20 protein-coding genes are annotated in these 23,117 nt (G+C 71.6%); 15 read left to right on the top strand and 5 right to left on the bottom strand.

Features of this window, described 5'->3' with window-relative positions:
* Positions 1 to 97: 97 nt before the first annotated feature.
* Positions 98 to 1,027 carry a MurR/RpiR family transcriptional regulator gene (locus tag CHC09_RS28030; protein ID WP_373871967.1) on the bottom strand — a complete coding sequence of 310 codons (930 nt, stop codon included), beginning with the start codon at positions 1,025 to 1,027 and terminating at the stop codon, positions 98 to 100.
* A gap of 12 nt (positions 1,028 to 1,039) precedes the next feature.
* Between CHC09_RS28030 and CHC09_RS28025 the strand changes: the two genes are divergently transcribed.
* Positions 1,040 to 2,026: an N-acetylglucosamine kinase gene (locus CHC09_RS28025; protein WP_203833231.1), complete on the top strand. Its 987-nt coding sequence runs from the start codon at positions 1,040 to 1,042 to the stop codon at positions 2,024 to 2,026.
* Here CHC09_RS28025 and CHC09_RS28020 read toward each other — a convergent pair.
* Both CHC09_RS28020 and CHC09_RS28015 read right to left on the bottom strand, forming a co-directional pair.
* Positions 2,005 to 3,237 (bottom strand): exo-beta-N-acetylmuramidase NamZ family protein, encoded by a 1,233-nt coding sequence (locus CHC09_RS28020; protein ID WP_239138530.1) that lies wholly within the window; start codon positions 3,235 to 3,237, stop codon positions 2,005 to 2,007. The genes CHC09_RS28025 and CHC09_RS28020 overlap by 22 nt on opposite strands.
* A complete protein-coding gene (locus CHC09_RS28015; protein WP_089296208.1) occupies positions 3,234 to 4,976 on the bottom strand; it encodes a glycoside hydrolase family 3 protein in 1,743 nt (580 codons plus the stop codon). The genes CHC09_RS28020 and CHC09_RS28015 overlap by 4 nt, the downstream gene beginning before the upstream one ends.
* Before the next feature lie 110 nt (positions 4,977 to 5,086).
* Here CHC09_RS28015 and CHC09_RS28010 point away from each other — a divergent pair, with 110 nt between their 5' ends.
* The 14 genes from CHC09_RS28010 to CHC09_RS27950 all read left to right on the top strand — a co-directional run bounded on the left by CHC09_RS28010 (position 5,087) and on the right by CHC09_RS27950 (position 17,987).
* Positions 5,087 to 6,358 (top strand): serine hydrolase domain-containing protein, encoded by a 1,272-nt coding sequence (locus CHC09_RS28010; RefSeq protein ID WP_089296207.1) that lies wholly within the window; start codon positions 5,087 to 5,089, stop codon positions 6,356 to 6,358.
* 10 nt (positions 6,359 to 6,368) lie between these two features.
* Positions 6,369 to 7,769 (top strand): N-acetylglucosamine/diacetylchitobiose ABC transporter substrate-binding protein, encoded by a 1,401-nt coding sequence (ngcE, locus tag CHC09_RS28005; RefSeq protein ID WP_179277317.1) that lies wholly within the window; start codon positions 6,369 to 6,371, stop codon positions 7,767 to 7,769.
* Between the two features lies 1 nt (position 7,770).
* On the top strand, positions 7,771 to 8,676 hold the full coding sequence (locus tag CHC09_RS28000) for a carbohydrate ABC transporter permease (protein WP_089296206.1): 906 nt from the start codon (positions 7,771 to 7,773) through the stop codon (positions 8,674 to 8,676).
* A complete protein-coding gene (locus CHC09_RS27995; protein ID WP_089296205.1) occupies positions 8,673 to 9,509 on the top strand; it encodes a carbohydrate ABC transporter permease in 837 nt (278 codons plus the stop codon). Before CHC09_RS28000 ends, CHC09_RS27995 begins: the two co-directional genes overlap by 4 nt.
* A gap of 113 nt (positions 9,510 to 9,622) precedes the next feature.
* On the top strand, positions 9,623 to 10,054 hold the full coding sequence (locus CHC09_RS27990; RefSeq protein WP_089296204.1) for an iron chaperone: 432 nt from the start codon (positions 9,623 to 9,625) through the stop codon (positions 10,052 to 10,054).
* A gap of 67 nt (positions 10,055 to 10,121) precedes the next feature.
* Complete coding sequence (locus tag CHC09_RS27985) at positions 10,122 to 10,619, top strand: hypothetical protein (RefSeq protein WP_089296203.1); 498 nt, start codon at positions 10,122 to 10,124, stop codon at positions 10,617 to 10,619.
* 114 nt (positions 10,620 to 10,733) lie between these two features.
* Positions 10,734 to 11,162, top strand: coding sequence for an RrF2 family transcriptional regulator (locus tag CHC09_RS27980; protein WP_089296202.1), 429 nt, complete (start codon positions 10,734 to 10,736; stop codon positions 11,160 to 11,162).
* A 26-nt stretch (positions 11,163 to 11,188) separates the two neighbouring features.
* Positions 11,189 to 12,406 carry a globin domain-containing protein gene (locus CHC09_RS27975; protein ID WP_089296201.1) on the top strand — a complete coding sequence of 406 codons (1,218 nt, stop codon included), beginning with the start codon at positions 11,189 to 11,191 and terminating at the stop codon, positions 12,404 to 12,406.
* Positions 12,407 to 12,513: 107 nt separating this feature from the next.
* A complete protein-coding gene (locus CHC09_RS27970; RefSeq protein ID WP_089296325.1) occupies positions 12,514 to 12,744 on the top strand; it encodes a hypothetical protein in 231 nt (76 codons plus the stop codon).
* 249 nt (positions 12,745 to 12,993) lie between these two features.
* Positions 12,994 to 14,538, top strand: a complete 1,545-nt coding sequence (locus CHC09_RS27965) for an alpha-L-arabinofuranosidase B (protein ID WP_089296200.1) — start codon at positions 12,994 to 12,996, stop codon at positions 14,536 to 14,538.
* A 170-nt stretch (positions 14,539 to 14,708) separates the two neighbouring features.
* Positions 14,709 to 14,834 (top strand): hypothetical protein, encoded by a 126-nt coding sequence (locus CHC09_RS48500; protein WP_275407892.1) that lies wholly within the window; start codon positions 14,709 to 14,711, stop codon positions 14,832 to 14,834.
* A 124-nt stretch (positions 14,835 to 14,958) separates the two neighbouring features.
* Positions 14,959 to 16,470, top strand: coding sequence for a dolichyl-phosphate-mannose--protein mannosyltransferase (locus tag CHC09_RS27960; RefSeq protein ID WP_089296199.1), 1,512 nt, complete (start codon positions 14,959 to 14,961; stop codon positions 16,468 to 16,470).
* A 257-nt stretch (positions 16,471 to 16,727) separates the two neighbouring features.
* On the top strand, positions 16,728 to 17,243 hold the full coding sequence (locus CHC09_RS27955; protein ID WP_179277316.1) for an RICIN domain-containing protein: 516 nt from the start codon (positions 16,728 to 16,730) through the stop codon (positions 17,241 to 17,243).
* Between the two features lie 192 nt (positions 17,244 to 17,435).
* A complete protein-coding gene (locus CHC09_RS27950) occupies positions 17,436 to 17,987 on the top strand; it encodes a hypothetical protein (protein WP_143232615.1) in 552 nt (183 codons plus the stop codon).
* Between the two features lie 16 nt (positions 17,988 to 18,003).
* Here the strand turns inward: CHC09_RS27950 and CHC09_RS27945 are convergent, their stop codons facing one another.
* Both CHC09_RS27945 and CHC09_RS27940 read right to left on the bottom strand, forming a co-directional pair.
* Positions 18,004 to 19,671, bottom strand: coding sequence for an aminotransferase class V-fold PLP-dependent enzyme (locus CHC09_RS27945; RefSeq protein ID WP_089296196.1), 1,668 nt, complete (start codon positions 19,669 to 19,671; stop codon positions 18,004 to 18,006).
* Positions 19,672 to 19,706: 35 nt separating this feature from the next.
* Positions 19,707 to 23,066 (bottom strand): SCO7613 C-terminal domain-containing membrane protein, encoded by a 3,360-nt coding sequence (locus CHC09_RS27940; protein WP_089296195.1) that lies wholly within the window; start codon positions 23,064 to 23,066, stop codon positions 19,707 to 19,709.
* Positions 23,067 to 23,117: the final 51 nt, after the last annotated feature.

Here is a 23,117-nt window from a genome sequence, read left to right as displayed (position 1 = left end):
GCGGCGTCCGTTGACGAGCGCCTCGTCTGCGGGCTTCATCCGCGCCTCCGGTCGGTCCGCATGCGGCGTCCGTTGACGAGCGCCTCGTCTGCGGGCTTCATCCGCGCCTCCGGTCCGTGCGCACGCGCCGTCCGCTGACGGCGGCGTAGGTGGCGTCGAGCGCGACCCGGGTCTGCTGGTAGGTGCGCTGGGCGACGCCGACGAACACGCAGTCGATGACGGTGAGCTGGGCGAGCCGGCTGGCTGTCGCGCCGGAGCGGAACGTGGTCTCCCGGGCCGCGGTGGTCAGCACCAGGTCGGCGACGCGGGTGATCGGTGACCTGGGGAAGTTGGTCAGCGCGACGGTCCGGGCACCGTTGCGCCCCGCTTGGGCGAACGCCTCGATGGTGTCGACGGTGGTGCCGGTGTGCGAGATGCCGAACGCCACGTCCCGCTCGTCGAGCAGGGCGGCGCTGGTCAGGGCCAGGTGCATGTCGCTCCACGCGTACGAGATCCGGCCGATGCGGTGCAGCTTCTGCTGGAAGTCGGCGGCCACGAACGCGCTCGCGCCGACACCGTAGATGTCCACCCGCCGGGCGCCGGCGACTACGTCGACCACCTGTTCGAGGACCGCGACGTCGATCTGGGAGGCGGTCTCCTCGACCGCCCGGGCGTCCGCGAAGGCGATCTTCTTGACCACCTGGTCGAGGTCGTCACTCTCGCTGATGTCGCTGCTCACCGGCGGGTCCGCGTCGTCCGACGAGGACGCGCGGCCGGCCTCGGCGGCGAGCGCGAGCCGCAGTCCGGGGTAGCCGGCGAAGCCCATCGCCCGGCAGAACCGGATCACCGTGGTCTCGCTGGAGCGGGCGCGCTCGGCGAGTTCGGTGATGGTGAGCCGGGCCGCGGTGGCCGCCTCGTCGATGATGACCTGGGCCACCCGCTGTTCGGCGGGGGAGAGGGACGGCAGCAGGGCACGTGCTCTGACGACCGTTTCGACTGGAAGGCCCGACATGGCGGAGGGTTCCCTTGGCTCGGCGTCGCTGGTCAATATTGTTCACCTGTGAGCGCGGCGTTGGTGGTCGGAGTCGACGCGGGTGCCACGACCACGCGGTGTGTGGTCGCGGCCCTCGACGGCGAGGTGGTGGGCCGGGGTGTGGCCGGTGGGGCGAACCGCAACAGCAGCGGCGGTGAGGTGAGCGCGGCGCTGCGGGCGGCGTTGGCCGCGGCGCTGGACACGATCGATCGTACGGACGAAGTGGGGTTGGGGGTCGTCGGCGCGGCCGGTTCGGCCGGCGCCGGCCGAACCGCGTTCCGGGCGGCCGCCGAGCGGGCCTGGCGGGCGGCGGGGATCAGCGGCGAGCTGGTGACGGTGACCGACATCGAGGTCGCGTACGCGGCCGGCACCGCCGAGCCGGACGGGGTGCTGCTGCTCTCCGGCACCGGCGCGCTGGCCGCCCGGTTCGGCGACGGCGTGCTGCGGCGTCGCTGCGACGGCTACGGCTGGCTGCTGGGCGACGAGGGTTCCGCGGTCTGGATCGGGGTGGGGGCGCTGCGCGCGGTCCTGGCCGCTCTCGACGGCCGGGGCGAGCCGACGACCCTGGTGGCGGAGTTCTCCCGGCACTTCGAGGTCGGCGCGGACACTTCGGAGAGCCGTGCGCAGGCGTTGATCGCGGCGACCTTCGCCGTCCCGCCCGCCGCGCTCGGCCGGCTGGCGCCGTTCGTCAGCACCGCGGCCGAGGCGGGCGATCCGGTGGCCGGGCGGATCTGCGCGGCGGCCGCCGACCGGCTGCTGCACACTTTCGACAGTGTCGAGCCCCCGCCCGCCGCGACCGTGGTGCTGGCCGGGTCGGTGCTGCTCAGTTCCGGGCCGGTCAGCCGGGTGGTGCGCGCCGGCTTGCTGGCGCGCACCGGCACCGAGCCCCGGCCGGCGCGCGACGGCGCCGCAGGTGCGGCCGCCCTCGCCGTCGGCCGGTTCACCGGCGCCCCCGTGCCGCCGGTGGTGCACACCCGGCTGACCGGCAGTCCTCATTTCCCCGGCCGGGGGTAGAGCAGGTACGGCCGGCGGCGCCGCTCGAACGCGGCCAGTTCCCCCGCCCACGCTCCGGTCACGTCGTCGGCGCAGGCGCCGGCGTCGACCATCGTGCGCAGCCGCGGCGACCCGGTGAGCAGGTCGATCCAGTACCTGGTGCCGTCCACCCGCCAGGTGAACGCGGGTTCCCGCCGGGCCTCGACCAGCATGCCGACCGCCGTGCGGATCGGGTCGTAGGCGGCCGGGTCGGTCACCTTCACCTCGACCCCGGCGCACAGCTGCCCGGTGAACTTGCCGAACGTCGGCGTGAAGTACGCCTCCCGGAACTCCACCCCGGCCAGGTCCAGCGCCGCCACCCGGTCGCGCCAGCGGTAGTCGAAGTCCGGCCCGCCGATCAGCTCGAACGGCCGGGTGGTGCCCCGGCCCTCGGAGAGCGCGGACACCCCCTCGAACATGCCGGTGCCGGGGTAGACCAGCGCGGTGTCCGGGGTGGGCATGTTCGGGCTGGGCAGCACCCATGGCAGGTCGAGGTCGTGCGCGGTGAGCCGCCCGTGCCAGCCCCGGCAGGTGATCACCTCGAGGTTTACCCCGGTGGAGAGGAACTCGCCGTTGTAGAAGCGGGCGAGCTCGCCGATCGTCATCCCGTGCTGCTGAACGATCTTCAGCCGGCCGACCCCGGAGGTGTAGCCGTCGGTCATCATCGGGCCGTACGCGCGCCCGCCGGTCGGGTTGGGCCGGTCCAGGACCAGGTAGCGCAGGCCCAGCCGGGCGGCTGCGGCCATCGAGTCGTACAGCGTGTAGATGTAGGTGTAGAAGCGCGCTCCGACGTCCTGGAGGTCGAAGACGACCGTGCGCACCCCGGCCGCGGTGAACATCCGCTCCCACTTCTCCTGGGTGGCGAGGTAGGCGTCGTAGACGGTCAGTCCGGTGCGGGCGTCGGTGCCGGTGCCCTCGCTGCCGCCGGCCTGCGCCGAGCCGCGGAATCCATGCTCCGGGCCGAAGACGCCGCCGATGGTCACCCCGTCGGCGTGCATCCGGTCGACCAGGTGCCGGTATTCACGGTCCACGCCGGTCGGGTTGGAGACGACGCCGACGCGCTCACCCTTGACGGCGGCCCAGCCGTCCGCGGCGAGCCGGTCCATGCCGGTCCGTACGGCCGGGCGGGTTGCCGGGGCGATCGGTGCGGCGAGGGCCAGGCCGCCGGTGGCCAGCAGGCTGCGCCGGTTCACCAGCTCAGTCCATGGCCGTACGGATAGAGCCCGGGAATCGCGACGGGCAGCCTGCCGCGTGGCGGCGCGTCCCCGCGCAGGACCCTGGCCAGTGATCGCATCGACACCCCCGTGTAGCCGTAGGTGGCCAGGTAGGTGCTGACACCCGGCAGGTACGCGAGGTCGTACGGATCGCGAACCGCCACCACCACGACCGGTCTACCGGTCGCCACCAGCGCCTTGACCAGCTTTTGCTGCCGGGCACCCGGATCGGTGACCGTGGTGTCGCCGGCCCTGTTGGTGAGCACCACCGTGAGGTCCCGCGTGGACGCCGCCGCCACCGCCTCGGCGATCTTCTGGTCGTCCGGCAGGTTGGTCACCAGCGGGGTGGCGCCGAGCGCCCCGGCGAGCGCCGCGACGTTGTTGGTGGCGCTCGAGTTCCACCCGGTGACCAGTATCTTCTCCCCGGCGCCGGACCAGGGGAGCAGCCCGGCGTCGTTGCGGACCGCGGTGACGGTGTGGTCGGTGACGGCCTGGGCGACGCGCAGATGCTCGGGTGAGCCGACCGAGCGTTCGGCGGTGGCCGGGTCGACGGGCGTCCAGGTGAGCAGGCCGTGTTTCTGCTTGAGGGTGAGGATCCGGCGCACCGATTCGTCGACGCGGGCCTCGGTGAGTTCCCCGGAGGCGACCGCGCCGAGCACGCTGTCGTACGCCACCTGCATGTTCTGCGGCATCAGCAGCATGTCGACGCCGGCCTTGAGGGCCAGCACCGGCACCCGGTCGTCGCCGTACTTCTGCCGTACGGCGGCCATCTCGAGGGAGTCGGTGACGATCACGCCGCGGTAGCCGAGCTCGCCGCGCAGCAGGCCGGTGATGATCGGCCGGGACAGGGTGGCCGGGTCGCCGGCCGGGTCGAGCGCGGGCACCACGATGTGGGCGCTCATGATGGCGTCGACGCCGGCCGCGATCGCGGCCCGGAACGGCGGCGCGTCGACGCGCCGCCACTCCTCGCGGCTGTGTGAGATCACCGGCAGGCCGGTGTGGCTGTCGGTGGCGGTGTCACCGTGCCCGGGGAAGTGCTTGGCCGCGGCCGACGTGTTCGCGCCGTGCTGGAAACCCAGCACCTGGCTCGCGGTGAGCGCGGCGACCAGGCCCGGGTCACTGCCGAAGGAGCGGACCCCGATGACGGGGTTGGCCGGGTTCACGTTGACGTCGGCGACCGGCGCCCAGGCCTGGTTGATGCCGACCGCGCGCAGTTCCGTGCCGGTGACCCGCCCGGTCCGGTAGGCGTCGGCCGGGTTCCGGCCCGCGCCGAGCGCCATTCCGCCGGGGAACTGGGTGGCGGGTGCCGGCATCCGGGACACCACGCCGTGCTCCTGGTCGGTGGAGATGGTCAGCGGGACACCGGAGGAGGCGGCCTGCAGGCCGTTGCTGAGGGTAGCGATCTGGCGTGGGTTCTGCAGGCTGTTCGTCCAGGCGAAGTAGACGACACCACCCAGGTGGTACTTCTGGACGACCTCGGCGGGCGTGTCCACGCCGTACTGGCGGCGGTTCATGGCAGCGTCAGCGGGTGACGGAGTGTTCGCGTCGTTGCCGTAGACGTAGGCGGTGAACAGCTGACCGACCTTCTGCGGCAGGGTCATCCGGGCCAGGATCGCATCGATCGGAGACGATTCATGCGGTGCGGCGGCGGCCGGGGCCGCGGGTGCCACGAGGGCCACTGCGGCGAGAGCGGCAAGGGCGACAGGGCGCGTTCGCATGCTGGCCGAAGGTAGTCGGGCCGCCCTGCGTTGGCAATAACCTTCGCTCCTCTTGCAACTCCTGAAGGAAACATTCATTCTCATACGAATTGACGCATGGAGAGGTGTAGATGTTCGGATCGTGGCTTCCCGTGCTGGCCGGGGCGGTCGTCTGCCTCACCGCCGGGCCACCGGTGCCGCCGCCGGCCGACCTCCGGTTCCGGCACGACGAGCTGCGCCCCGGCACCGCGCGCGAAGCCGGCCTGCTGCCGGACCGGATCGCCGAACTGCCCAGCCTCGCCGCGTCGTACCTGGAAGCCACCCCGGACCACCCCGGCCACCCGGCGTACGCGGGTGCCACGGTCCTCGCCGCCCACCACGGCATCGTGGTGTCCCGCTTCGCGGTCGGTGACGCGGTCCGCTACACCGCCGGACCGGACGGGATCGCCGAGCTTCCGCCGCGGCGGCGGGTCCCGGCCCGCACCGACACCCTGTGGGACCTCGCCTCGATCTCCAAACTGTTCACCACGATCGTGCTGCTCCAGCAGGTCGAGGCCGGCCGGGTCGACCTGGACGCGCCGGTCGCCCGGTACGTCCCGGAGTTCGCCGCGGGCGGCAAGGAGTCGGTGACACCCCGGCAGCTGCTCACCCACACCTCCGGACTGCCCGCGTTCCTGCCGCTCTACTCCACGTATCCGACCCCCGAGACGCGGCTCGCGGCCGCCCTGGCCACACCGGTCACCGCCGGCGGGCGGTACGTCTACTCCGACCTCGGACTGATCGCGCTCGGCGTGCTGGTCGAGCGGGTCACCGGCGAATCCCTGCCCGACGCGGTGCGCGACGGCGTCACCGGCCCGCTCGGCATGCGCGACACGGGCTATCGGCCCGGCCCCGAACTGCGGGACCGGATCGCCGCCACCGAGTACCAGCCGTACGTGCACCGCGGTCTGGTGCGGGGCGAGGTGCACGACGAGAACGCCTGGGCCCTCGGTGGCGCGGCCGGGCACGCGGGCGTCTTCTCCACCGCCGACGACCTGGCCGTGCTCTGCCAGACGCTGCTCGACGGCGGCACCTACCGCGGTCGGCGGATTCTCGCCGAGCACACCATCCGGGAGGCGCTGACCGACTACGGCGCCGGGCGGGGCCTCGGCTTCCAGCTCGCCGCCCACTCGTACATGGACGCGATGACCTCGCCGGTCACCTTCGGGCACACCGGATTCACCGGCACGTCGATCGTCGTCGACCCGCTCGACCAGTCGTTCCTCATCCTGCTCAGCAACCGGGTCCACCCGGACCGGGCCTGGGGCACCAACGACGTGGCCCGGCGCGCACTGGCCCACACCTTCGCCGCCGCCCATCCCGCGCTCCTCGCCGACGGCCGCAACACCTCACAGGACTATTGAGGGAGTCGAAATGGAATATCGGATCAGCCGGCGCGGGCTTCTCCAGGGCGCGGCGGGCGTCGCCGCCACCGGTGCGCTCAGCGGCTGTGCCATGGGCGGTAGCGGCTCCAACGCCGCCGCCAAGGGCGAGACCAGCGCGAACAACCCGCTGGGTGTCAAGGAGGACGCGCCGCTGGAGGTGGTCATCTTCAACGGCGGCTTCGGCGAGGAATACGCCAGAGCGCACGAGGCGATGTACCGGGAGCGCTATCCGAAGGCCGAGATCAAGCACTCCGCCACTCAGAAGATCGCCGAGACGCTGCAACCCCGGTTCGTCGCCGGTGACCCGCCCGACGTGGTCGACAACTCCGGCGGCAGTCAGATCGACTTCAACGGTCTGGTCTCCCAGGGCGCCCTGGCCGACCTCGGTGAGCTGCTCGACGCGCCCAGCCTCGACGACCCGTCCCGAAAGGTCCGGGACACGCTGCTGCCCGGGATCGTCGACGTCGGCACCTACGACGGGAAGTTCCTCGCGCTGAACTACGCGTACTCGGCGTACGGCGTCTGGTACTCCCAGAAGCTCTTCGAGGCCCGGGGCTGGGAGTACCCGAAGACCTGGGACGGCATGATCGCCCTCTGCAAGAAGATCAAGGCGGCCGGTATCGCCCCCTGGACGTATCCGGGCGTGCACGCCCGCTACATGAGCTGGCCGATCCTGACCGCGGCCGGCAAGCTCGGCGGCCTCGACGTGATCAAGGCGATCGACAACCTGGAGCCGGGCGCCTGGCAGCACGACGCGGTCAAGGCCGCCGCCGAGGCCTACTACCAGCTCGCCGTCGACGGCTACCTCCAGCCGGGCGCCGAGGGCATGGACCACGTCCAGTCGCAGACCGAGTGGTGCCGGGGCCACGCCGCCTTCGTCTCCTGCGGATCGTGGCTGGAGAACGAGCAGAAGCCGGTCACCCCGCCCGACTTCCGGATGGCGGTCGCGCCCACGCCCAGCCTCACCACGAGCGACAAGATGCCGTTCGGCGCGTTCCGTGGCACCGGCAGCGAGCCGTTCATCGTCCCGGCCAAGGGGGAGAACGTCCGCGGCGGCCTGGAGTACCTGCGCGTGATGCTCTCCAGGAAGGCCGCGGCCGACTTCACCGGCAAGGTCAGCAGCCTGACCGCCGTCGCCGGCGCGACCGACGGCGTCAAGCTGAGCGGGGGCCTCACATCGGTGACCGCCCTGATCGACGCGTCCCAGGGCGGTGCCTTCACCTGGCTGTACTCGACGTACTACCGCAAGCTGGAGCGGGAGCGGGTCAACGCGGCGACCCTGGAACTGCTCACCAAGCGGATCACCGCGGCGCAGTGGTGTGACCAGGTGCAGCGCTCCGCCGACGAGTTCGCCCGCGATCCGGCGGTCAAGAAGTACAAGCGGGCCTGAGGTGCGCGGAAAACGGCTGTTCATCGCGGTCTTCCTGATCCCGCCCCTGCTGCTGTACGGGATCTTCGTCGTCTCGCCGTACGCGCAGGCGTTCCAGATCTCCGGCACGAACTGGAGCGGGCTGTCACCGACGTACGAGTTCGTCGGCCTGGACAACTTCCACCGGCTGCTCGGCGACGGCTACTTCTGGAACGCGCTGCGGCACAACGGGCTGCTGCTCGTGCTGCTGCCGGTGGTGACGATCCTGCTCGGGCTCTTCTTCGCCTCGATGATCAGCGTGGGCGGCCGCGCCGGCCGGGCCGGTGTCCACGGCGTCCGCGGAGCCGGCTTCTACCGGGTCGTCTACTTCTTCCCGCAGGTGCTCTCGGTGGCGATCATCGGGGTGCTGTGGAAGGAGATGTACGCCCCGCACACGGGCATGATCAACGGGCTGCTGCGGGCGGCCGGGCTGGACGGGCTCGCCGTCGCCTGGCTCGGCGACCCGCGGTTCTCGTTCTGGTGCGTACTGGCCGTCCTGGTCTGGATGAACGTCGGCTTCTACGTGGTCCTCTTCGGCGCGGCCATGCAGTCGGTGCCCCGCGATCTCTACGAGGCGGCGCTGCTCGACGGCGCCGGCCGGCGTACCACCCTGGTCCGGATCACCGTGCCGCTGCTCTGGGACACCATCCAGGTGGCCTGGGTGTACCTGGCGATCATCGCGATCGACGGGTTCGCGATCGTGCAGATCATCACCGACGGTGGGCCGAACTCGTCCTCGGACGTGGTCGGCCTGCGCCTCTACAAGACCGCGTTCGCCGACGGCCAGTTCGGCTACGCGTCCGCGATCGGCGTCGCGATGTTCTTCCTGACCCTCACCGTGGCCGTGATGTTCCTGCGGGTGACGCGGCGCGATCGGGTGGAGTTGTGAAGGACCGCGCCGTCCCGCTCCTCTCCCACGCCTTCCTGGTGGTCTGGGCGCTGCTCACCACGCTGCCCCTGGTCTGGGCGGTGCTCAGCTCGTTCAAGAGCGACAACGAGATCCTCACCGACCCGTGGAGCCTCCCGTCGAGGCTGCGCTGGGAGAACTGGGCCCGGGCCTGGGGCGAGGCCCACATCGGCCGGTACTTCCTGAACAGCGCCATCGTGGTCACCGGCGCGTTGGCCGTCACCATGCTGTTCGGCGCGATGGCCGCGTACGTCCTGGCCCGCTACCGGTTCCGCGGCGGCCGGATCGTTTACTTCGCGTTCGTCGGCGGCATGATGTTCCCGGTCTTCCTGGCGCTAGTGCCGCTCTTCTTCGTGGTCCGCGATCTGGGCCTGCTCGGCACCCTGCCCGGCCTGACCCTGGTCTACGCCGCCTACTCGCTGCCGTTCACGGTCTTCTTCCTGACCGCCTTCTTCCGTACGCTGCCCAGCTCGGTCGCCGAGGCCGCGATGGTCGACGGCTGCGGGCATTTCCGGCTCTTCTTCCGCGTCATGCTGCCGATGGCGCGTCCGGGACTGATCAGCGTCGGCATCTTCAACTTCCTGTTCCAGTGGAACCAGTACGTCCTGCCGATCGTCCTCATGCAGGGCGAGGACGCGGAGCGCAAGTGGGTCCTGGCCCAGGGGCTGACCGCGCTCGCGGTGAACGAGGGCTACCGCGGCGACTTCAGCGGCCTGTTCGCCGGCATGACCATCGCGATGCTTCCGGTGCTCGCCGCCTACCTGATCTTCCATCGCCAGTTCCAGTCCGGCCTCGCCGCCGGTCAACTCCGCTGACCCAGCGGTGTCCGGGACCGTCGTCCGTGCCGCGTTCCGTGGTGACCACGGATGTGCGCGTACCGCGGGGCGGGCGAGGATTTATCCCAGCCAACCGGAGAAGGAGATCCAAAATGAGCGACACGACCCAGCTGTTCACCGACGAGGAACGCGCCGCGATGAAGGAGCGTGCCAGTGAGGTGAAGGCCGCACGCCGCGGTTCGCGTCCCGCTGTGGACGGTTCGGCGGACGTACTGGCGAAGATCGCCGAGATGGCGGAGCCGGACCGGCGGATGGCCGAACGGCTGCACGTGATCGTCATGGCCGCCGCGCCGGAACTCAACCCGAAGCTGTGGTACGGGATGCCGTCGTACGCGAAGAACGGAAAGATCGTCTGTTTCTTCCAGCCGGCGGCGAAGTTCAAGACGCGGTACGCGACGCTCGGCTTCAATGATGCCGCGAAGCTCGACGACGGCGAGATGTGGCCGACGGTGTTCGCCCTGACCGAGCTGACCCCCGCCGCGGAGGAGCGGGTCACCGACCTGGTGAGTGCGGCCGTACGGTGAATCCTTCACACTCCCGGAGCGCCCGCCGTTGCCGGTCTGACGTCGACAAATAGGGCATTATGGACGAGTGTCGGACTCTCAGTGGAAACTTGAACTACTCGCCCGGAGCATCCAGGAGGATCTGGCCACCGCCGGCCTGGAGCTGATCCCCAACAGCCTGTCCGCGCTCACCGGAGCGGGCGTCAGCGTGTGGGTCGACGCCGGGAACACCGGTGTGAACGTCCAGTGGAACACACACCACGCGCTGAACCTGGTCGTCCGCGAGGAGCTCGCCCGGTTGCAGCGGGACGGCCCGGCCCTGCGGTACAGCGCCGCGGTGTCGGAGGCGATGCGCGAGGCGATCGCGACGATCCTGGTCGCCGGGGGATACCTGTTCGACAAGGACTCCGGCAGTGCCTACGAGGACTTCCGGCTCCTGGTGACCGGCCGCCAGGAGGGTCCGTCCTGGCGGGACTGGCACGAGGCGCAGCGCGGCCGGCGGGGCCGGGTCCAGGGCCGGCTGCTGAGTGCCCACTCCACCAGGAGCCGGGTCACCGACGTGGCCGGAACCGGGGCCGCCCGCTGAGCTTGCGTGGGTACGAACCCCGAGCCGGGTGGGGCGCCGCAGGATCACCCGGCTCGCGGGTGATCTTCCGCATAAACAGGTATCTCAAATACCTGTTTTAGCTAGAGTCGGATCGTGCGACTCAACCGATCCACGGACCTCGGACTCCGCGTCCTCATGCTGGGTGCCACCCGCACCGACCTGCTCACCATCGACGAGCTGGCCGAATCCCTCGCGGTACCCCGCAACCACCTCGCCAAGGTGGTCCAGCGGCTGCAGCATCTCGGGCTGCTGGAGACCGTCCGTGGCCGGCACGGCGGCGTCCGCCTCGCCGCCGGCGCGCACACCACCTCGATCGGCGCCCTGGTCCGGGACCTGGAAGGCGCCACCGAGGTCGTCGACTGCGACGGCGAATCGCCCTGCCCGCTGCGCTCCGGCTGCAGGCTGCGCGGCGCGCTCCGCCGGGCGCAGGAGGCCTTCTACGCGACCCTCGACCCGATCACCGTCGGTGATCTGGCCGAGCCGCCGACGCGCCAGGTGCTGCTCAGCATCGGCCCCCGCTGAGCGCTCCAACCCCTCAAGGAGGAACCATGTTGTCCGCAACCAGCACCCCGATCGTGGCGGCCACGCTGCCGGTCGTCGGCGCCAACCTCGACGCCATCACCAGCGTCTTTTACGAGACGATGCTCGGCGAGAACCCGGAGCTGCTGCAGCTGTTCAACCGCAGCGCCCAGGCGACCGGCGCGCAGCGGCAGGCCCTGGCCAGCGCGGTGGCCGCCTTCGCCGGGCACCTGATCGGCGCCGGACCGGACGCCGCCTTCATCGAGCACGTCGTGGAGCGCATCGCGCACCGCCACTGCGCCCTCGGCGTCCGGCCGGAGGAGTACACGCTGGTCGGCCGATACCTGATGCGCGCGGTGGGAACCGTGCTCGGCGACGCGGTCACCCCGGAGATCGCGGCCGCCTGGGACGAGGTGTACTGGCTGTTCGCCGCCCGCCTGATCGGCCGTGAGGCACGGATCTACGGCGCGGCCGGTGTGGCCGACGGCGCCGACCCGTGGCGCGACTACCTGGTGCTGAACAAGATCACCGAGGCGGACGACACGGTCTCGTTCATCCTCACCCCGGTCGACGGCGACCCCGCCCCCGCCTTCCTGCCCGGTCAGTACGTCACCGTCGCCGCCGAACTGCCCGGCGGGGACCGTCAGCTGCGGCAGTACTCGCTCTCCCAGGCGCCGGCGGCCGGCTCCCTGCGGATCACCGTGCGCCGGATCCGCGGCGTCGCCGGCGCGCCGGACGGCATCGTCTCCGGCTTCCTTCACGACCACGTCGACGTGGGCGACAAACTGCGCCTGAGCCAGCCGTACGGCGACCTGACGCTCCGCGACGACGCGGAGCCCCTGGTCCTGATCAGCGCCGGGGTCGGCGTCACGCCGATGGCGTCGATCCTGGACCACGTCTCACGCACCCAGCCGGGCCGCGAGGTGACCGTGGTGCACGCCGACCGCGGCCCCGACCGGCATCCGCTGCGGGCCGAGATCGCCGCGCACGGCTCCCGCCTGCGCTCCTTCAACAGCCTCACCTGGTACGAGCAGCCCGGCGCCGAGCCGGACGCCCGCACCGGCCTGATCGACACCGACGAGATCCCGCTGCCGGACGGCGCCGACTTCTACCTCTGCGGCCCGGTGCCGTTCATGCAGGCGGTCCGCGCCGGCCTGCACCGTCGCGGCGTGCCGGACGAGCGCATCCGGTACGAGGTGTTCGGCTCCGAGCAGTGGCGCCCGGCCCCGGAGCCGGCCTCCGCCTGAGCCTCCGAGCCGCCAGGGGCGCCTCGCCGATCCGGCGGCGAGGCGCCTCCGGCGGTGCTCAGTGGATCTTTCGCCGGGCCGTGGACGGCAGGTGGGACCATCCGTCCATGGACAACAACAACCTCGGCCTGTGTCCGTACTGTCAAAGTGATCAGATCATCAGGCTCGAAGGCGGCATGAAGGACGGGTACCTGCGCAGCGGCGTTGCTGTCAGCATCTTCAAGACCGTCGAGTTCGTGCGCCTGATCTGTCTTCAGTGCGGCTCGGTCCGCGAGTGGGTGGCCAACCAGAAGGATCTGGATCTGCTGCGCGAGAAGTACGGACCAGCGCGGGCCTGAGGCCGCGTCGGCCGGCGGCCAGGCCCGTCTCGAGACCGTCGACGCATCCGCTTCGGCCAGGATGCGGTCGGCCCGCCCGGCAAGGCAACCACGGATATCGATGCGTTGACAGTCCTGTTGCGACGGTGTTTCAATCGGCGGCGTACCGGCTGTGAGCGGTAACACATCCCGATGTGACTCTCGAAGCCCTCATCATCGGGTCCTTTGTTAGCGCTAACAGCGGAGGCAGTCCGACAGAAAGGTCTCGCCATGCAGCTACGAACGCGCGGTGTCATCTCGGGCGTCGCCGTCCTGGGCGCCGTCGTCGCCGGTGCCCTGGTCAACGCCGGCGTCTCGCAGGCGGCCGTCACCGGCCCCTGCGACCTCTACGCCTCCGGCGGCACCCCGTGCGTCGCCGCGCACAGCACCACCCGGGCGCTCTACGGTGCCTACACCGGCTCGCTCTACCAGGTCAGACGTGGCTCCGACGGGGCCACCACCAACATCGCGCCGCTGAGCGCGGGCGGCGTCGCCAACGCCGCCACCCAGGACAGTTTCTGCGCCGGAACGACCTGCCTGATCACGGTCATCTACGACCAGTCCGGCCGCGGCAACCACCTGACCCAGGCCCCGCCCGGCGGCTTCCAGGGCCCGGAGGCCAACGGCTACGACAACCTGGCCGGCGCGACGGGCGCCCCGGTCACCGTCGGCGGCCACAAGGCGTACGGCGTGTGGGTCTCGCCCGGCACCGGCTACCGCGACAACAGCACCAGCGGGATCGCGACCGGCGACCAGCCCCAGGGCATGTACGCGATCTTCGACGGCACCCACTACAACGGCGGCTGCTGCTTCGACTACGGAAACGCCGAAACCAGCAGCCTGGACACCGGCAACGGTCACATGGAGGCCATCTACTTCGGGACCAGCACCGGCTGGGGCACCGGCGCCGGCAGCGGCCCGTGGATCATGGCCGACCTGGAGAACGGGCTGTTCTCCGGCTACAACGCCGGCAACAACTCCGGCGACCCGACCATCACCCACCGGTTCCTCACCGCGGTGGTCAAGGGCGGCCCGAACCTGTGGGCGATCCGCGGCGGCAACGCCCAGTCCGGCTCGCTGTCCACGTTCTACAGCGGGGTACGGCCGAACAAGTCCGGCTACAACCCGATGCACAAGGAGGGCGCGATCATCCTCGGCATCGGCGGCGACAACAGCGTCAGCGCGCAGGGCACGTTCTACGAGGGCGTGATGACCTCCGGCTACCCGTCGGACGCCACCGAGAACGCGGTCCAGGCGAACATCACCGCCGCCGGTTACGCCACCACGTCGCTGACCAGCGGCCCGGCGCTCACCGTCGGCTCGTCGGTCTCGCTGCGGGCCACCACCGCCTGCTGCACCACCCGCTACCTCGCCCACTCCGGTACGGCCGTGAACACGCAGGTCGTCACGTCGTCGAGTACGGCGGCCCTGAAGGGGCAGTCGACCTTCGTCGTCCGGTCCGGCCTGGCCAACAGCGGCTGCGTCTCCTTCGAGTCGAAGGACACCGCCGGGAGCTACCTGCGGCACAACGGCTTCCAGCTGTACCTGAACGCCAACGACAACAGCACGCTGTTCAGGCAGGACGCCACGTTCTGCCCGCAGTCCGGCCTCAACGGCCAGGGCAACGCGCTGCGCTCGTTCAACTATCCGACCCGCTACCTCCGGCACTACAACAACACCGGCTACATCGCCAGCCAGGGCGGCGTACACACCTGGGACGCCACCAGCCTCTTCGCCGACGACGTGAGCTGGGTCGTCGGGACCGGCTGGTCCTGATCCGGCGCTGACCCGCCGGGCGGAGCAACCCCGCTCCGCCCGGCGGCCGATCATCGCCGCATCGGAGCCGTTGCCATTGGTTCCCAGGGGCGTAGGCTGGGAAACAATGCGGAGAATTCGGGCTATTTGCCGTGAGGGCGTTTGTGCTCGCGACTGAAGGGAGTCGCGTAATGAGGAAATGGCTGCTGGTCGCCGTCGCCGTCGTGCTCACCGCCGTCGCCGGGGTCGCTGCGGTCGACGCGATGGTCACGCCGACGCAGGTCTACGCCTGCGGCTCGCTTGATTGTGATGGTTAAGGGATGCCATGAAAATGCTGTAGCCGCTGCCGGCAACGACAGGTTCAAAGACACCCACTGAGTTCCGCATCGCCGGACGGACCCCGGGTCGTACCGAGATACTTGAATCTCTATCATCGCCCGAATGACTACGGCGGTGATCGAACCGGCGGTGCGGCATGACGTGCCCGACATCGTCCGGCGGCGGCTGGCGACCCTCGAGGACTGGCTCGACCCGTACTCCTGGCTGGTCACCGGGATCATCGGGGTGGTCGCCGCGATCCTGCGGCTGACCGGGGTGAACCACCCCAAAGGCTACGTCTTCGACGAGATCTACTACCCGACCGACGCCTGGGACATGCTCCAGCACGGCGTCGAATGGGACGAGAAGACCGACACCGCCGGGTACGTCGTCCACCCGCCGCTGGGCAAATGGCTGATCGCCTTCGGCGAGAAGATGTTCGGCAACACCGAGCTGGGCTGGCGGTTCCCGACCGCGATCGCCGGCACCCTGATGATCGTGATCCTGATCCGGGTCGCCTACCGGATGTTCCACTCGGTCGTCCTCGCCGCGACCGCCGGCCTGCTGATGACCCTGGACGGCTTTCAGCTGGTGCTCTCCCGGACCTCGCTGCTGGACATCTTCCTCGGCCTGTTCGTGCTGGCCACGTTCGCCGCCGTGCTGCTCGACCGGGATCACTACCGGCGCCGCCTGCTGCGGGCGCTGGAGACCGGCTACGACCCGGAGACCGAGGTGCGGGCGCCGCGGATCGTGCCGTGGTGGCTGCTCGCCGCCGGGGCCCTGTTCGGCCTGGCCTGCGGCGTCAAGTGGAGCGCGCTGTTCTTCCTGCCGTTCTTCGCCGCGCTGATCGTCGTCTGGCGGGTGCAGGCCCGCCGCTCCGCCGGCCTGCCGAGCCCCCTCGCCCGCGGCCTGGCCGGCGACCTGGGCTGGGGCCTGTTCAGCGTCGTGCTGTCCGGCCTCTTCTACCTGGCCACCTGGACCGGCTGGCTGCTCACCGACACCGGCTGGGACCGGCACTACCGCGCGCTGCACGGCATGTCCGAACCGCCGGTGCTGGGCGCGCTGCTCAACCTGCTGCACTACCACCAGGGCGCCTACGGCTTCCACAGCACCCTGACGAAGACGCACAACTACCAGTCCTGGCCGTGGCAGTGGCTGGTGCTGGGCCGCCCGGTCGCCTTCTACTGGCCGGACAATCCCGGCGACTGCGGCGCCGGCAACTGCATCCGCGAGATCCTGCTGCTGGGCACGCCGCTGCTCTGGTGGTCGTTCCTGCCGGCCCTCGTCACGCTGCTCTGGCTGGGCATCTCCCGCCGGGACTGGCGGGCGTACGCGATCGTCGGCGGCGCGGCGGCCGGTCTGCTCCCGTGGTTCTACTTCGCGGCCGCCGACAACCGCACGATGTTCTCGTTCTACACGCTGCCCGCCCTGCCGTTCCTGATCCTCGCCGTGGTCTACGTGCTGGGCGCGCTCATCGCCTCGCCGCGTTACCGGGCCATCGGCGCGGTCACTGCCGGGCTGTACGTGGGACTGGTCGCGCTCTGTTTCGCCTACTTCTACCCGATCTTCGTGGGTGAGCTGATCCCGTACGACGCCTGGATGTCCCGCATGTGGCTCGGCAACCGCTGGATCTGATCGGTGAGGTGAGTGGGAGCCTCCGATGAAGGCGCTCGGTATGTATCTGAGGTAAACACCTAGGGTAATTGTCCGCAACGCGACAGGGTGGCGCTCTTGCGGCTATTTCAGAATTGCTCTAAAGCGTCTTCTGCTGATCTTAGGTACTTCCGTGAATGGGAATACGAATATTGCCCAATACCCGGTTCGGGGTCGGTTCCGTAGCGTTTTTCAGGCCACCGCCGCACCGGCGGGACCTGCCGAAAGGAAACGCAGAAATGTTCCGAATCCCGTTCCGTAAGGCCGTCGCCGTCGCTGCGGCCAGCGCTGCCGTCGCAGGACTGCTGCTGGCCGCTCCGGGCGCCGCCTACGCCAACGGCCCGCAGTACCGCCTCTCCCCGCTGTCCAACCCGTTCCTCTTCCTGGACGTGCAGGGCGGGTCGCACGGCGACGGCGCCCCGATCATTCAGTGGACGCTGACCGGCGATAACCAGCTCTTCACGATGCAGCCCTCGGGCAGCCACTTCGAACTGGTCAACAAGGCCAGCAACAAGTGCATCACCACGGACGGCGTCGCCGGTCACCAGGTCTACCAGTGGTACTGCAACGGGACCAGCAACCAGCTCTGGGACACCTCGCTGGTCGGCAACAACGGATTCTCGTACCCCATCCGAAGCGTCTCCAGCGGCCTCTACCTGGAGGTGGCCGGCAGCAGCGGCGCGCGGGGCGCGGCGATCGACACCTGGTACTGGAACGGTGGCCCCAACCAGTACTTCAACGGGTCGGGCGTCTGATCCGACGCGCGGAGCCGGCGCCGAGTCCAGGCGCCGGCCGGCTGGGGCGCGCCCGCCTCACGGGATCAGCGAAACGGCACCCCCGGCGCGCCGTCGCGTAGAACGCTGGGAGATCGAATTAGCGTTCTACGCCCTCCCGTGGCCCCGGAAGGCGACGTGGTCTCCGGCGGACGTGGCCCTATCATCGCGTTGATGATCAAGAATCTGAACTGGGCCGGGCCGATCCTGATGGCCGGGGTGCTGGTGGTCGGCGTGGTCGCCTCCTACCGTGCGGCCCATTCGGACCCGGCTCCGAGGAAGCTCGGTAGCTGCACCACCGTCCCGGAGACCGTCCTGGCCATCAGCGCGGACCCGATGCTCACCCGTCACCCGGCCGGCACCGGCCTCGGCGAGGTGGCCGAGGGGATGCTCACCTGCAACGGGGGAACGGGCACCGGCGGCCTCGAGGCGCTCGCCGCCGCCGAGGTCGGCGCCCGCCTGTCCGGGTCGCTGCCGGAAGCCGCCGTCCGCGCCTTCTACGCCGACCTCGCCCAACAGTCGGGGTGGCGGGCCGACGAGCGTCCCACCGGGCTGTTCTCCGCGACCAAACCGACCGGGGACTGTCCGTGGTGGTTCGTGCTGAGCTCCACCAGGGACCGCGGGTACCGGGTTCAGGTCTACTACCAGCCGGCCGGTGCCTACGCGGCCAGTTGCGGCTGGGCGGACGGCGACGCGATCCTGCTCCCGCTCGGCGGCGGAAACTGACCGGCCGAGCAGTCCCTCACCGCTCCGGCAGGCAGGCGTCCGGCAGGAGGAACCAGCGCAGCTTCTCGAAGCCGGCCGGCAGCTCCAGGCGCGACCCGTCGGCCGGTTCCGGGCGGGCGGTCAGGATCGCGCGGGCCTCGTCGAGGTAACCGGCCAGAGCCTCCTCGCCCACGGTCTCCGTCGGCGCGGGTGGCATGCTCACCGTGCCGTCCGCGGTCAGCCGCAGGTCGGCCAGCCGCACCGGCGGGGGAGTGTGCCGCACATGCGTCCACCGGGCGGTGCGCGGATCGAAGCGGTAGTCCGGCAGCAGCCGGGCCCCGTACCGGGCGATGAGCAGGACCGCCTCGATCAGGTAGTCGGCGACCGCGTCGGAGATGAAGTAGTTGAAGTTGAGCCGGGACCAGCCCGGCTTGATGCCCTCCCAGCCGCCGAGGATCTCGTCGCGGAACTCCCGCGAGTGCGCCTCGTCGATGCCGAGCAGTCGGTGGCCGTACGGGCCGGCGCACGAGCAGCCGCTGCGCGCCTGGATCCCGAACATGTCGTTGAGCAGCGCCGCTACAAAGTTGTGGTGCAGGTACCGGTCACCGGAGCGGACCTGGAACGAGACGATCGACAGGCGGTCGGCGGCCAGGTCGCCGAGGATCTCGATGCTCTTCTCGGCGCCCCAGCGCTCCCGGGCGCGCTGCCACAGCGTGTGCTCGCGGGCGGTGATCACGTCGGTGCCGACGGCGTCCTTGACGGCGAAGACCAGCCCGGCCCGGATCGACTCGACGATCGCCGGGGTGCCGCCCTCCTCCCGGACCACCGGGTCCTCGAGGTAGCGGTGGCCGGTCGGGTCGACGTACGCCACGGTGCCACCGCCCGGTGTCACCGGGACCCGGTTCGTCATCAGCCGCCGGTCGACGACGAGCACGCCCGGGGTCTGCGGCCCGCCGGCGAACTTGTGCGGCGACAGGAAGACGGCGTCCTTGCCGGCCATCGAGATCGGCACGTACGGCCCGGCGGCCGCGTAGTCCCACACGGAGAGCGCGCCGTGCTCACGCAGGATCCGCGACACCGCCACCGTGTCGGTCAGGATGCCGGTCACGTTCGAGGCCGCCGAGAAACTGCCGACCCGGATCGGCCGGTCCGCGTACGCGACCAGCGCGTCCCGCAGCGCGTCGAGGTCGACGTGCCCGGTGTGGTCCGACTCGATCTCCACGACGTCGGCGATCGACTCGCGCCACGGCAGCTCGTTCGAGTGGTGCTCGTACGGCCCGACGAAGATCACCGGCCGCTCGTGCGGCGGGATGTGCGCGTTGAGTCCGTACCGGTCGTCGAGGCTCTCCGGGATGCGCAGGCCGAGCAGCCCGGCCAGCTTCGCCACCGCCGCCGTCGCCCCCGACCCGCAGAAGATCACCACATGGTCCGGCCCGGCGTCCACGCTCCGGTGGATGATCTCCCGCGCCTCCTCACGCAGTGCTCCGGTCTGCGCGCCGGTCGCGGACGCCTCGGTGTGGGTGTTGGCGTACCGGGTGAGCACCTGCTCGCGGATGAAGTCCTCGACGAAGTCGAGCGCCTGCCCGGACGCCGTGTAGTCGGCGTAGGTGATCCGTCGCGGCCCGAAAGGTCCGTCCAGCAACTGTCCGGCTCCGACCAGTCCGTCCCGGATCCGCCCCAGCATGCCTGCACCCGTGTCGCTCATACCCCCATCAAACGCGCCGAGCCGGTCGGAAACCATCAGCTCAACCGGCTGACCGCGTCCCGCAATCGGTTCAGATCCCGCCGCCGCTGCTCCAGGGTCGTCGCGACACCGACCAGGAGCAGGCCACCCACGGCCAGCGGAACCCACCGCGGCACCAGGTCCCAGACCTGCGCCAGCTCGTGCAGCGCGGTCAGGATCACCACCGCGCCGCCGGTCACCACCGGCGCCTGCAGCCGCGCCAGCGCGCCGGCCACCAGCACCGCCAGCCCGGCGACCCCGAGCAGCAGGCGCCGGGCGTACTGCGGCTCGTCCGGGCCGCTGCCGGCGATCACCGCGAGGGTCGGCAGGAACGCGGCCGCGAGCGCCGGGCCGTACGCGGTCCACGACGGCAGCTCCGGGCGGACGCGCCGGGCATACCCGCCGGCGAGCAGGGCGAGCACGGCGGCCGGCGCCGTGTACAGCTCAGCCGTACCGGCCTGCCGCGCGGCGAGGAACAGCCACCAGCCGAGCAGGGCGCAGCCGGTCGCGGCGAGCACGTGCCGCAGCCGGGTCCCCGGCGACTCGTCCGGCCGCAGCGCCCGGACCGCGAGAACGACCGCCCACAGGGTGCTGACCAGGGCACCGTGCCCGGGGGAACCGGAGATCAGCAGGGCGATCACCGCGGCGGAGTGCGCGGTCGCGGCGACCGCGATGGCCTCGCTCGGCCGGCGTGCGGCCAGCACCCACTCCAGGGCCACGGCGAGCGCCGCCGCCGCGAGCACGACGATCGCCGCGCCGCCGGCCGCGAGCCCGGCGAGGTGGCCCGCGGTGTACGCGACCACGACCAGGGCCACCGTGCCGCCGACCCAGCCGGCGACCCGGGCCGGCAGATCCCGGCCGGCGACCCCGACGACCACGCCCGCGACCGTCAGCAGGGCGAACGCGGTCAGCATCGCCCCCGGCACCGGTGTGGACCCGGCGATCCCGGCGGCCGCGATCACTCCGAAGGCCACCTGCAGCCCGGACCGCCACGCCTCGATGACCGGTGTGGACCGTGCCACCGTGGCAGCGACCAGGCCGGCGAGTCCGACCGTCACCATCGACAACGGCACCGACGGCCAGGCGGCGCCGGCCGCCGCCAGGGCGAGCGGCACCGCGAGACCCACGACCGGCGCGGCGGCCGGCCGGGCGAGCATCCCGGCCGCGACCGCGCTCATCAGCATCGCCGCGACCGTCGCCCAGGACACCGCCGGCGTGGCCGGGACGTCACCTGACCAGACCGAGGCCAGTGCGGCGTACGGGTCGACCAGGATCGCCGAGAGCTCCCGCCCGGTCCAGCCCAGCAGCCCCACGACGAGCACCGCCACGGCGATCGCCGGCTGCGGCCCGCGGGCGAGCGACCCGGTCGTCAGCGACGCCACCAGGATCAACGCCGCGGCGACATAGAGCGCCGCCGGGTCGCCGCCGGGGATCGCCCACAGTGGAGTCCCGGCCGCCAGCAGCAGCGCCACCCCGGTCACCTCCGGCGCGTAGCCGGCGAGCCACCGGCGCGCCCCGTGGGCCGCCCCGCACAGCAGCACGGCCACCGCGAAGATCGCGCGCACCCGGACGGTCGCGGAGACGTCCGCCGCCAGCAGCCCGAGCCAGACGGCCGGTGCCACGGCGAGCAGACCGGCGGTCATCATCACCGTGCCCAGCGGTCCCCGCCGGACGATCAGGGCGGCTCCGACGCCGAGCAGCGTGATCACGGCGCACACCCCGGCCGCGACGCCGGCCGCGCCCAGGCCCGTGACCAGCGCGTGAGTCACGACGAGCGCGATCAACCCGAGCCGGAAGCCGAACCCGGCGTCGGTCCGGGCCCGCGCGGCCGGCGCGATCGCACCGGCCGCCACCAGCATCCCGAAGACGGCCGCGCTCCACCAGGGCAGCCCGAACGCCGCCGGCGCCAGCAGACCCACCGCGGCGCCGCCGGTCAGCACCAGGTCCGTCCGGAACCGGGAAGGCAGCAGGATCACGTACGACAGGAGTACCGCGACGACCGCGAGCAGCACGTCCCACCCCGGCCCGGCGACCGTCGCGTCCAGCCGCGCGTCGAGCACCGGCCGCGCGGCCGTCACGCTGTTCCCCGCCGCCAGCACGACGCTCCCCACGACCCCGAGAGCGGGAACCGTGATTACCGCGAGGGCGCCCACCCACGGGCCCCGCCCGACCGGTTCCGGCAGCCGCACCCGGGCCACCGCGACCGCCTCCGCGATCACCAGCGCGATCGTGGCCAGGCGCAACACCCACGTACCGGCGCCGGGTAGGAACAGGGCCCACCCGCCCGCCGCGACCGCTGCCGCGACCGTGAGCAGGCCGGAGGTCCACAGCTGCGCCTCGCGATGCCGGGCGAGCATCGCCGCGCCGGTCGCCACCGCCGCCGCCAGGACCAGGGCACCGCCCGCCGCCGCGGCCCGGCCCGCGCTGCCGGCGTGCGCCAGTTCGACGACCGCGACCAGCGCCGCCACGATCACGGAGACGAAACCGCAGCCGTACGCCACCAGCCCGGCCCCGGCCGGCACGAACCGCCGGTGTCGCAGCACGGCGACGTTCAGCGCGGCGACCGCGCTCAAGGCGACCGACCAACCGGCCGCATCGGCCTCCAGGGCGGCCGCCACCAGCGGAAACACGGGCTGGGCGATCAGCAGTGCGGCGATCGCCGGCCCGGGCAGCCCGACCAGCCGCCCGTATCCGAGCGCGATCGCCGAGGTCGCCGCCGCGACGGCCGCCGCATACGCCTCCGGCCGCGACGCCGTGACCCCGAGCAGGTCGACGCTCCACGCCGCGTACCCGTCCATCAGGATCATCAGCAGCCCGACCGCGGCCAGCGTCTCCGCGGCCCCGACCAGCCCGCGCCGCGCCGCGAACGGCGGCACGGCCAGCACCGTGGCGGTCGCCGCCGCCAGGATCGCCGCCCGCCCGGCCACCCCGACCTGGGCCCACGCCACGGCCGTGAACACCGCCGCGGCCACCACCAGCAGCAGGCCGCCCAGCGCGAACAGCACGTTCTGCGCGGTGAGCGTACTCAGCCGCGACTCGGTCGCGGGCGCGAGCCGGCCCGGATCCACCGGCGGCCCCGCCATCGGCGGCCGCTTCGGAGCGGCCGCCGTGACCGCGGCCCGGACCCGGTACGCCGCGGCGTCGCGCCGTGCCCGCACGTTGCGCATCTGGGTCTCGACGGCCGTGACCTCGGCGCGGGCCGCTTGCAGCCGCGTGCCCAGCCCGGCGAGCTCCGCGTTGAGCCGGATCACCTCGATCGCGTCGGCGTCCGGTGCCCGCCCGCAGGCCGGGCAGCCGGTCGCCGACGTCGCGGCCGCGCCGCAGTGTGGGCAGGGGTAACTGTCGGGGACGCTGGTCACGGCGACAGTCTCGTCCATGGCCGCAAGATGATCTTCTCTGCGGTCCCGTCCAGGACCGCAAGACGATCG

The organism is Actinoplanes regularis (genome assembly GCF_900188005.1).
Classification (GTDB): Bacteria; Actinomycetota; Actinomycetes; order Mycobacteriales; family Micromonosporaceae; genus Actinoplanes; species Actinoplanes regularis.
Note: the sequence above shows the minus strand (reverse complement) of the source record. Positions and strands in the feature narration are given on the sequence as shown.

What these genes read in the sequence shown, in the direction of transcription:
- CHC09_RS28015 (WP_089296208.1), bottom strand. Translation starts at nt 4,976, where the DNA reads ATGCGAACGCGCCCTGTCGCCCTTGCCGCTCTCGCCGCAGTGGCCCTC.
- CHC09_RS28010 (WP_089296207.1), top strand. Translation starts at nt 5,087, where the DNA reads ATGTTCGGATCGTGGCTTCCCGTGCTGGCCGGGGCGGTCGTCTGCCTC.
- ngcE (WP_179277317.1), top strand. Translation starts at nt 6,369, where the DNA reads ATGGAATATCGGATCAGCCGGCGCGGGCTTCTCCAGGGCGCGGCGGGC.
- CHC09_RS27990 (WP_089296204.1), top strand. Translation starts at nt 9,623, where the DNA reads ATGAGCGACACGACCCAGCTGTTCACCGACGAGGAACGCGCCGCGATG.
- CHC09_RS27975 (WP_089296201.1), top strand. Translation starts at nt 11,189, where the DNA reads ATGTTGTCCGCAACCAGCACCCCGATCGTGGCGGCCACGCTGCCGGTC.
- CHC09_RS27970 (WP_089296325.1), top strand. Translation starts at nt 12,514, where the DNA reads ATGGACAACAACAACCTCGGCCTGTGTCCGTACTGTCAAAGTGATCAG.
- CHC09_RS27965 (WP_089296200.1), top strand. Translation starts at nt 12,994, where the DNA reads ATGCAGCTACGAACGCGCGGTGTCATCTCGGGCGTCGCCGTCCTGGGC.
- CHC09_RS48500 (WP_275407892.1), top strand. Translation starts at nt 14,709, where the DNA reads ATGAGGAAATGGCTGCTGGTCGCCGTCGCCGTCGTGCTCACCGCCGTC.
- CHC09_RS27960 (WP_089296199.1), top strand. Translation starts at nt 14,959, where the DNA reads ATGACTACGGCGGTGATCGAACCGGCGGTGCGGCATGACGTGCCCGAC.
- CHC09_RS27955 (WP_179277316.1), top strand. Translation starts at nt 16,728, where the DNA reads ATGTTCCGAATCCCGTTCCGTAAGGCCGTCGCCGTCGCTGCGGCCAGC.
- CHC09_RS27950 (WP_143232615.1), top strand. Translation starts at nt 17,436, where the DNA reads ATGATCAAGAATCTGAACTGGGCCGGGCCGATCCTGATGGCCGGGGTG.
- CHC09_RS27945 (WP_089296196.1), bottom strand. Translation starts at nt 19,671, where the DNA reads ATGAGCGACACGGGTGCAGGCATGCTGGGGCGGATCCGGGACGGACTG.
- CHC09_RS27940 (WP_089296195.1), bottom strand. Translation starts at nt 23,066, where the DNA reads ATGGACGAGACTGTCGCCGTGACCAGCGTCCCCGACAGTTACCCCTGC.